General features: G+C 61.4%; 6 protein-coding genes. All 6 read right to left on the bottom strand.

Going from position 1 to position 8,170, the window contains the following annotated elements:
- Positions 1-222: 222 nt before the first annotated feature.
- The gene (locus VF672_RS21830) at positions 223-681 is read right to left on the bottom strand and encodes an REP-associated tyrosine transposase (RefSeq protein WP_331106772.1); all 459 of its coding nucleotides are present in this window, start codon (positions 679-681) and stop codon (positions 223-225) included.
- Positions 682-1,331: 650 nt separating this feature from the next.
- Positions 1,332-1,706, bottom strand: a complete 375-nt coding sequence (locus tag VF672_RS21825) for a hypothetical protein (RefSeq protein ID WP_331106770.1) — start codon at positions 1,704-1,706, stop codon at positions 1,332-1,334.
- Positions 1,703-2,065 carry a helix-turn-helix transcriptional regulator gene (locus tag VF672_RS21820; protein WP_331106768.1) on the bottom strand — a complete coding sequence of 121 codons (363 nt, stop codon included), beginning with the start codon at positions 2,063-2,065 and terminating at the stop codon, positions 1,703-1,705. The genes VF672_RS21825 and VF672_RS21820 overlap by 4 nt, the downstream gene beginning before the upstream one ends.
- A gap of 141 nt (positions 2,066-2,206) precedes the next feature.
- On the bottom strand, positions 2,207-2,656 hold the full coding sequence (locus VF672_RS21815) for a YkvA family protein (RefSeq protein WP_331106766.1): 450 nt from the start codon (positions 2,654-2,656) through the stop codon (positions 2,207-2,209).
- A gap of 418 nt (positions 2,657-3,074) precedes the next feature.
- The gene (locus tag VF672_RS21810; RefSeq protein ID WP_065986831.1) at positions 3,075-3,863 is read right to left on the bottom strand and encodes an FKBP-type peptidyl-prolyl cis-trans isomerase; all 789 of its coding nucleotides are present in this window, start codon (positions 3,861-3,863) and stop codon (positions 3,075-3,077) included.
- A gap of 192 nt (positions 3,864-4,055) precedes the next feature.
- The gene (locus VF672_RS21805) at positions 4,056-7,874 is read right to left on the bottom strand and encodes a bifunctional nitrate reductase/sulfite reductase flavoprotein subunit alpha (protein WP_331106763.1); all 3,819 of its coding nucleotides are present in this window, start codon (positions 7,872-7,874) and stop codon (positions 4,056-4,058) included.
- Positions 7,875-8,170: the final 296 nt, after the last annotated feature.

Genomic DNA, 8,170 nt, shown 5'->3' with positions numbered 1-8,170 from the left:
CACCCTGGACGCCACCCAACTCGCCGAACTGGCGTCTCAGGCCAAGCACCACGCCAAAGAAGTGATGGGTGCGAGCATTCATGTGATCAATACGCTGGAAGCGGAGGTGGTGGCGGCGTTGAATCAGGCGCTGCCGTGGTGATTGACGCGGGTCGCTATTGAGCCCCCTTTTCCCTGCCTGCGACGGCATTTGATTGTGACCGGCGTTCAGAGGTGTCCGCTTCAAACCCAGCGGGCATCCCACAGCGGATAGTCCTGTACCCGCCTCACCAGCCCTGCTCGGACAGGGTTGGCGACGATGTAGCGCGCCACGCTCTGCAGATCCTCCTCGTAACGGATGGCCCGGTCGTGAAAGCCCCGCTGCCAGAATTTGCCTGATCGCCCCAAGGCTTTATTCACGTTCCGCGCAGTGTGCGATTTCACCCTCAGCGCCAATTCCTCCAGCGCAGAGTCCCGCAGCTCCACCAGCCAGTGAAAGTGGTCCGGCATCACGACCCACGCCAATGATTTCACCAAGCCTTGCGTCTGTGCATCGCGCAACTGGTGCACGAGCAATCGACCCACTCTCCAGTCTTTGAAAAAGCACTGCCGTTGGTGCGTAACCGCTGTGATGAGGTAGATCTGCCCCGACTCTGAGTAGCGTCCGTTGCGCAATCGTTCTGCGTGATAAATCTTCGACACGGGAAAGCCGTCCTGTCTGCCGAAAGTGCCGGAAGGCTAGTGCGAGGCGATGCCCTTTGCGTTTGGGCTGTGATTCGAAATATGACGTCAACGCGAGCCACCACTGGTTTCAGGCACGTTGGACGCCAATTGTTATTTACCGGATTATGTGTCACCGGTCCATCGGGTTCGCCAGCAAGCCGGCTCCTACAGATGGGGGTAGCGTCCGGGTTCTGCGGCAGCAGTAAAGGCGGCAGATTCGCACATGCCGCCATGTACCGGCGTGGAGCGCTGTAGACATCGATTTCTCACCCGGCTGCGGGGTTCGAGCAATCTAGATGGCAGCTGGCCCACCCCCGATCCGTAGGAACCGGCTTGCTGGCGAAGGCTTCGGGTCAGGCACCTTGAGTGCTGTCGCATTGAGCGCATGGAGGCATCGATTTCATCACCCCCGCTCCGGGGGCAGGCAATCTAGATGGCAGCTGGCTCACCCCCGATCCGTAGGAGCCGGCTTGCTGGCGAAGGCTTCGGGTCAGGCACGTTGGGTGCTGCGGTTGAATCCGGTTCGCCAGCACGCCGGCTCCCACCGCTTGGGTTGGGCCGCGAGAGGGTTTGCAACGTTCGATTGGCGGTGGTGCTTACGGTGTGCCGACGTCGGATTGTCTCTGAACTTACTCCGGAGTCGCCGGCTGCGGATACTCGAACTCAAACACCCGGGCCACTTCCGAGGCGTGCCAGGAGGCGGCGGCGATGCCGTCGGAAGGGCCGGAAAAACGGCCCAGGCGTTCGACGCATTCGAAAAAGCCGGTGCGCGGCAAGCGACTCGCGCCCTGGCTGATGACCAGTGCGCTGCGCAACGGCTGCTCGGCGCGGGCATCGAGTGCGGCGAGGTGCTCAAGGGCGGCGGTCAGGGTTTGCATGGCCGGTGTGGGTAACTGCAGGCGCTCCAGCAAGGCGCGGTAGGTCACCAGATGACGTTGGCGGCGGGCCAGGTCGAGCTCGGCGAGCAGCCCGTCCCAATGTTGGCGGCTGATGCGCACGCTCATGCCTCACCCCGCCAGCCTGCAACGCCCAGTTCCCACGCAAGGCTTCGGCGAATGGCCGCGTCCGGCTCGCGGGTACCGCTTTCGATGAGGTCAAGATAAGACGGACTGATGCCGACCGTGCGCGCCAGTTGCGCCACTTCCAGGCCTTTTGCCTGGCGCAGTGCACCGAGCTTACTTAAGGAAGGAAGGTCAGCAGCGGCAGCAGTCGCGACCTGTTCAGGACCGGTTTCAGTACCCGTTTCAATACCTGCCGCCGTGTTGGGCTCTCGCCCCGCCGCGCGCAACAGGGCCTGATAGTGCGCCCATGGCAGCACTGCATATTCCGGCTCTCCATCGCGCGAAATAACCTGAATATTCATACCACCCCCTGTCAGACCCAAAACACGCTTCACGCGGTCTTTTTCTAGTATGGGCGGCATCTTAACAGCGGTTGGACACGACTTGCGTGTCAGACGTCAATGGAGGGTCGGCGGCGCGACTGGTGAGCGGCAAACCTGCGCTCAGACCTTCTTCTCTTGCTCCAGCAACACTGGCGTCGCCGGCAAGCGCTCAACCACTGCAAGCTTTTCCGGATTCTGTGTCGCGCGCCAGGCACGGAACGCGCTGAGTTCAGCTTCGAGGTGTTTCATCACCCACGCAAGCACAGCGATGTCGTCAAGCATCCCCAGGCCTGGAATCCAGTCAGGAATCGCATCCAGAGGGCTGAGAAAATACATCAGGCCCGCCACGACCGAGAGAATCGCCTTTGCGCTGATGGCGCGATATTCCCCACGCCAGTAGGCCAGACATAACGCTTGAAGCAGTTTCAAATCGTCCTTGAGTTTGCCCAGTCGACCGCCTTCGCTGGCCGCTTTGCCTGCGACGGCAAAGAGCAAGGCGGGCAAGCGACCGGCTGCCATCAAGCGTTTCGCCATGGGCAGATAACGAATGAGATTCCAGGGTGCTTTCATATCCACTCCACGATTACCGATAAAAATCGACCTGGGGACCTGCCGCGTTTAGGGCAACAGCCTACGGTTCAACGCGCCGATGACGCACCCGAAGGTTATCCACACAAATTGTGGATAACCTTGTGAACAGAGCCGCTTTTCGGGAGCGAAACGCCTGTTCTATAGGGTCCGGACTCAGATCGCGCGTTTTTTAGACACATACAAGCCCGCAAAAAACCGTTGACTCAACCGGTCTGGAGCGCTAGTCAGAGCCCGATGATGCCCCGCGTCCTCCGACAAATCCCGGCTTTGAGCACGGCACCCGACGCACATGGGACTCTCGCCGCCGAAGCGGGTTCGATCAAATCGACCCGCAAATAAAAATGCCCCGTCGAGACGGGGCATTTCTTTTTCAAGCGGCAATCGGACTTTCGAACGATTACTTCTTGGCGGCTGGCTTGGCCGGCTCGGCTGCAGGTGCAGCCTCTTCTTCTTCATCAGCGCCGGCAGCAGCATCGTTGGCACCTGCTGCTGCAGGGTCCTTGATGCCCAGCAGTTCCAGGTCAAAGACCAGAACCGAGTTGGCCGGGATCATTGGGCTAGGGCTTTGTGCGCCGTAGGCCAATTCGCTAGGGATGTAGAGTTTGACCTTCTCGCCAACGTGCATCAGTTGCAGGCCTTCAACCCAACCCGGGATCACGCCGCTGACCGGCAGATCAATCGGGCTGCCGCGTTCAACAGAGCTGTCGAACACTTTGCCGTCAGTCAGCTTGCCTTCGTAGTGAACGGTCACGACATCAGTCGGCTTCGGTACGGGACCGTCAGCTTTCTTAATGATTTCGTATTGCAGGCCGGAAGCGGTGGTGGTGACTTCCTTGCGCTTGCCGTTTTCTTCGAGGAATTTCTTGCCGGCGGCGGCCGACTCTTCGCTCATCTTGGCCATGCGCTCTTCAGCGCGCTTTTGCAGGTCGCCAAAGGCTGCAACCAGCTCTTCGTCTTTGAGCTTCTGCTCTTTCTTGCCAACGGCGTCTTCGATACCCAGCGCTACCGCTTTGGAATCCAGATCGTCCATGCCTTCCTGAGCCAGGCTTTTGCCCATGTTCAGGCCGATGCCGTAAGAGGCTTTCTGGGCCGGGGTTTTCAGCTCAACGGTGCTGGCTTGCTTGTCACAGCCCGCGAGTACCAGACCGACCAGGGCAATCGCCGCTGCCAACCGATGCTGTTTCATTCTGTTTCCTTGTTCATGCGCCAATAGGGCAAACGAGTAAAGCCGCGAGCTTATCAGGCTGCCGCGATCAATGGCTACCGGCATGAGAGGGAGAAAAGGCGGATAAGTTCAGGTATCCAAAGGTTTTCTTGTTTGATCGAGAAATCCGTTCAGTTGCGGTTCAGCGGTCTGCCACACAGCAAGCGGCCCGCACTAATACACATCCCGCACATAGCGCTTTTGCTCGGTCAGGCAGCGCAAGTGCTCGGCTGCTTTCTCCAGGCTGAGCCCGCCCTGCTCGCTGATGACCCGACGCAGCGCCTGATCGACATCTCGAGCCATGCGCGAAGCATCGCCGCAGATATACAGATGAGCGCCCTCCTCCAGCCAGCGCCAGAGTTCGGCGCCCTGTTCCTGTATGCGCTGTTGGACATAGATCTTCTGTGCCTGATCCCGGGAAAACGCCAGGCTCAGCCGCGTCAACAGACCGTCCCGCTGCATGCCCTGCAACTCTTCGCGGTAATAGAAGTCGGTGGCCTGGTGCTGTTCGCCGAAGAACAGCCAGTTATTACCCCGGTCCCCACGCGCGCGCCGTTCTTGCAGAAACGCTCGAAATGGCGCGACGCCGGTGCCCGGGCCGATCATGATCATCGGCACGTCGCCATCAGCCGGCGGGCGGAAGTGCCGCGTGGGTTGCAGGAAAATTGGCACCTCGCACTCCCCTGCCCGATCGGCCAGAAACGTCGATGACACGCCTTTGCGCAAGCCGTAACGCACCGCAGAGACCGTGAGATGAACTTCATTCGGATGCGCCTTGGCGCTCGAGGCGATGGAGTAGAGACGCGGCTGCAGTGGTTTGAGCTGTTGCAGCAGCTCCTGAGCCCCGCAGGCAATGGGAAACTCGCGCAACACGTCGGCCAGTTGCCGGCCCCACAGCCAGTCTTTCAGCTCGCTTCTGAACGGCTCGCTCAGCAGGGTTTTCAGGTCGTCGCTGCCGTTGCGCTCGGCGATGAATGCCAAGGTCTCTGCGCTGGGTCGGGCGATTTCGCATTGCTCGGCCAGCGCCTCACGCAGCGATATCTCGGTAGCCTTGGCACCGGCCACCGGTTGTTCGGCCTTCAGCCCGGTGAGTTCGAGTAACTCGTTCACCAGTTCAGGGCAGTTGCGCGGCCAGACCCCCAAGGCATCGCCGGCCTCATAGGTCATGCCCGAGCCCTCCAGGCTCAGCGACAGTTGCCGCGTGTCCTTGGCAGCACCCTCGGCGTTGAGTCGCCGATTGAGCGACAAACGCGCGCGATGGGGCTGTGTCCGTGAAGGCTGGCTACCAGGAGCGGGTGCCATATCGCCGACTGGAGGACCGGGAAGATTCAGCGACAGCGCCTGCTGCAATCCTGAAAACCAAATGTCAGCGCGGGCCTGTTCGTCGCCATCGCAATCGACCCTGGGGATCAGTGAACAAGCGCCCAGATGCTGCAAGCGCTGATCAAGGTTTTTGCCATGCTGGCAAAAACTGTCGTAACTCGAATCACCCAGCGCCAGAACGGCGTAACGCAGTGACGGGAGAGGTACGTCCCGGGCTGCCAGGGATTGCCAAAAGCGCTGCCCGTTATCGGGCGATTCGCCGTCGCCGAAGGTGCTGCTGATCAACGCGACGTTCTCCACGGCGTCCAGGCGCGTTGCGGGGAAACTGTCCATGGCCGCCACCTGAACCGGCACGCCGGCACTGCGCAGGTGATCGCCGAATCGCCGGGCCAGTGCTTCGGCGTTGCCGGTCTGCGATGCCCAAAGCACGGTCAACAGCGGCGCCAGTTCAGTGGCTTGCTGCGCCTCGGCGTCGGCGTCGGCGCGCGCGTGGGCCAGGTCGAGGAAGTGGTGCCCGATCAGCTCGACCTTGCGCAAAGCAACCGCACAGCACTTGAACTCGGGCTGCCGCGAGATCGGGTCGACGGCGTCATTCGTCACCGCGTTGATTGCCAGTTTTTCGCCATAAACGTCGTTCCAGTGAAAGGGGGCGAAGCAGTTACCCGGCAGCACGCGATCAGTGATCACTGCAGGCAACACCGCGAGCCCTCGCCTGGAACGGATTTCGACGCCATCGCCCGCCTTCAGGCCTAGCGCGAGGGCATCGTCAGGATGCAGTTCGATGAACGGCCGGGCATTCAGCGCATTCAGTGTCGAGACTTTCCCGGTCTTGGTCAGCGTGTGCCACTGGTGTTGCAGGCGGCCGGTGTTAAGCACCATGGGAAACGCATCGCTGGGCAGTTCAGCCGGCGCCATGTGCGGGCGCGGGAAAAATACCGCCTTGCCGTCGGGCGTGGGAAACACGACGGCCGGGCGAGTACTGGTGCCCTCCTCAACGGGCCCTGTGGCAGTACCGCTGAGGTAGCGAATCGGGTTACGCACTCGCGCGTCATCGGGTGCGCACGGCCACTGCAAAGGTTGGTCTCGCAGACGCGCATAAGTAGCGCCGCGAATGTCATAGCCGGTTTCAGGGTTCCACGCCTGTTTGATTTCTTCGAATACCTCCTCGGCGCAGGCATAGCCGAACGCGTCGGCGAAGCCCATTTCACAGGCGACCCTGGCGATGATTTGCCAATCCGGCAGGGCCTGGCCCGGCGCATCGACGGCTTTCTGCGTCAGGTTGAGGTTGCGTTCGGAGTTGATCATCACCCCTTGCGCTTCGGCCCAAAGCGCACCCGGCAGAAGGATATCGGCGTAGCGATTGGTTTCCGTGTCGAGAAAGGCATCCTGGGTGATGACCAGCTCGGCGGTCTTCAAGGCGTCGATGACCGTGGCGCGGTTGGCGACGCTGGCGACCGGGTTGGTGCAGATAATCCAGCACGCCTTGATCACCCCGTCGCGCAGCTGTTCGAACAGGTCGATGGTGCCGCCGCCGGGCAGGTGCGCAATGCTGCCGCGCGGGATGTGCCAGAGGTCTTCGATAAAGCGGCGGTCGGCGTCCACCAGCACCGAGCGCTGCCCGGGAAGTCCGGGACCCATGTAGCCCATTTCCCTGCCGCCCATGGCGTTCGGTTGGCCGGTCAGGGAAAAGGGACCGCTGCCGGGCCGGCACATTGCCCCGGTTGCCAGGTGCAGGTTGCACAACGCATTGGTGTTCCAGGTGCCGTGAGTGCTCTGGTTCAGGCCCATGGTCCAGCAGCTCATCCACTCGGGCGCCGCGCCGATCATCCGCGCGGCCTGACGAATATCGGCCTCGGCGAGGCCGGTAATCCCTGCAACGTAAGCGGGCGTGTAATCGGCGAGGAATTCGGGCATGGCGTCCCAGCCTCGGGTGAACGATGCGATGAAGTCGGCGTCGGTGTCGCCGTTCTCCACCAGCAGATGCAGCAGCCCGTTGAGCAGCGCCAGGTCGGTGCCGGGTTTGATTTGCAGAAACAGGCCGGCCTTGTCGGCGGTGGCGCTGCGCCGGGGATCGACGACGATCAGCTTCGCCCCGGCCTTGACCCGGTTCATCATGCGCAGAAACAGGATGGGGTGACAGTCGGCCATGTTGGCGCCTATCACGAAAAACAGGTCGGCCTTGTCGAAGTCATCATAGGAACCCGGCGGCCCGTCCGCGCCCAACGAGAGCTTGTAGCCGCTGCCCGCGCTGGCCATGCACAGCCGCGAATTGGACTCGATATTGGGTGTGCGCACGAACCCCTTGGCGAGTTTGTTGGCCAGGTACTGCGCCTCCAGGGACATCTGACCCGAGACATAAAACGCCAAGGCGCCTGGGCCGTCGCGATCGAGAATCGTACGTAAGCGCCGGGCGGTTTCGCTGATCGCTGCGTCGATATCAGTGCGCACCGGCTCGTCGCTGCGCTGATGACGCACGTACGCGCAATCCATCCGCCCTGACTCGGCAATCGCCTCGCCGCAGGTGGTGCCTTTGGTGCACAGACGACCGAAATTGCTCGGATGCGTCTTGTCACCGGTCACCTTGATGACCCGGTTGTTCTCGACCTGCATGACGATGCCGCACCCGACGCCGCAATAAGGACACACGCTTTTTACGCTGCTGCTCGCCATATTCCGTTTCCTGAAAGCAAAAAAAGACGCCCTGTTCTCTCCCGTTGAAATACGGAGAGCACACGGCGCCTTTGTCGTGAATATGGCAATCGGCGTTGATTGCCTGTAGGCACGGCGTTGCAAATGGCAGGCCAGCGTGACGGAGGTGACCTGAAGCGAAGGGTTGCGACGAATGTGCGTGGTCGGAGACCGAGCGCCGAGCATCACGGTGGGGCGCGCTCAGGTAAATCGCACCCTTTTCGAGCCGCAAACGTCAGCTTCGAGCAGGGTTGAGGTCGGCGGCTGCGCACGCCTTT

Source organism: Pseudomonas sp. (assembly GCF_036387035.1).
Taxonomy (GTDB): Bacteria; Pseudomonadota; Gammaproteobacteria; order Pseudomonadales; family Pseudomonadaceae; genus Aquipseudomonas.
Note: the sequence above shows the minus strand (reverse complement) of the source record. Positions and strands in the feature narration are given on the sequence as shown.

Coding starts and splice junctions, on each gene's coding strand:
- VF672_RS21810 (WP_065986831.1), bottom strand. CDS start 3,863: ATGAAACAGCATCGGTTGGCAGCGGCGATTGCCCTGGTCGGTCTGGTA.
- VF672_RS21805 (WP_331106763.1), bottom strand. CDS start 7,874: ATGGCGAGCAGCAGCGTAAAAAGCGTGTGTCCTTATTGCGGCGTCGGG.
- VF672_RS21815 (WP_331106766.1), bottom strand. CDS start 2,656: ATGAAAGCACCCTGGAATCTCATTCGTTATCTGCCCATGGCGAAACGC.
- VF672_RS21820 (WP_331106768.1), bottom strand. CDS start 2,065: ATGAATATTCAGGTTATTTCGCGCGATGGAGAGCCGGAATATGCAGTG.
- VF672_RS21825 (WP_331106770.1), bottom strand. CDS start 1,706: ATGAGCGTGCGCATCAGCCGCCAACATTGGGACGGGCTGCTCGCCGAG.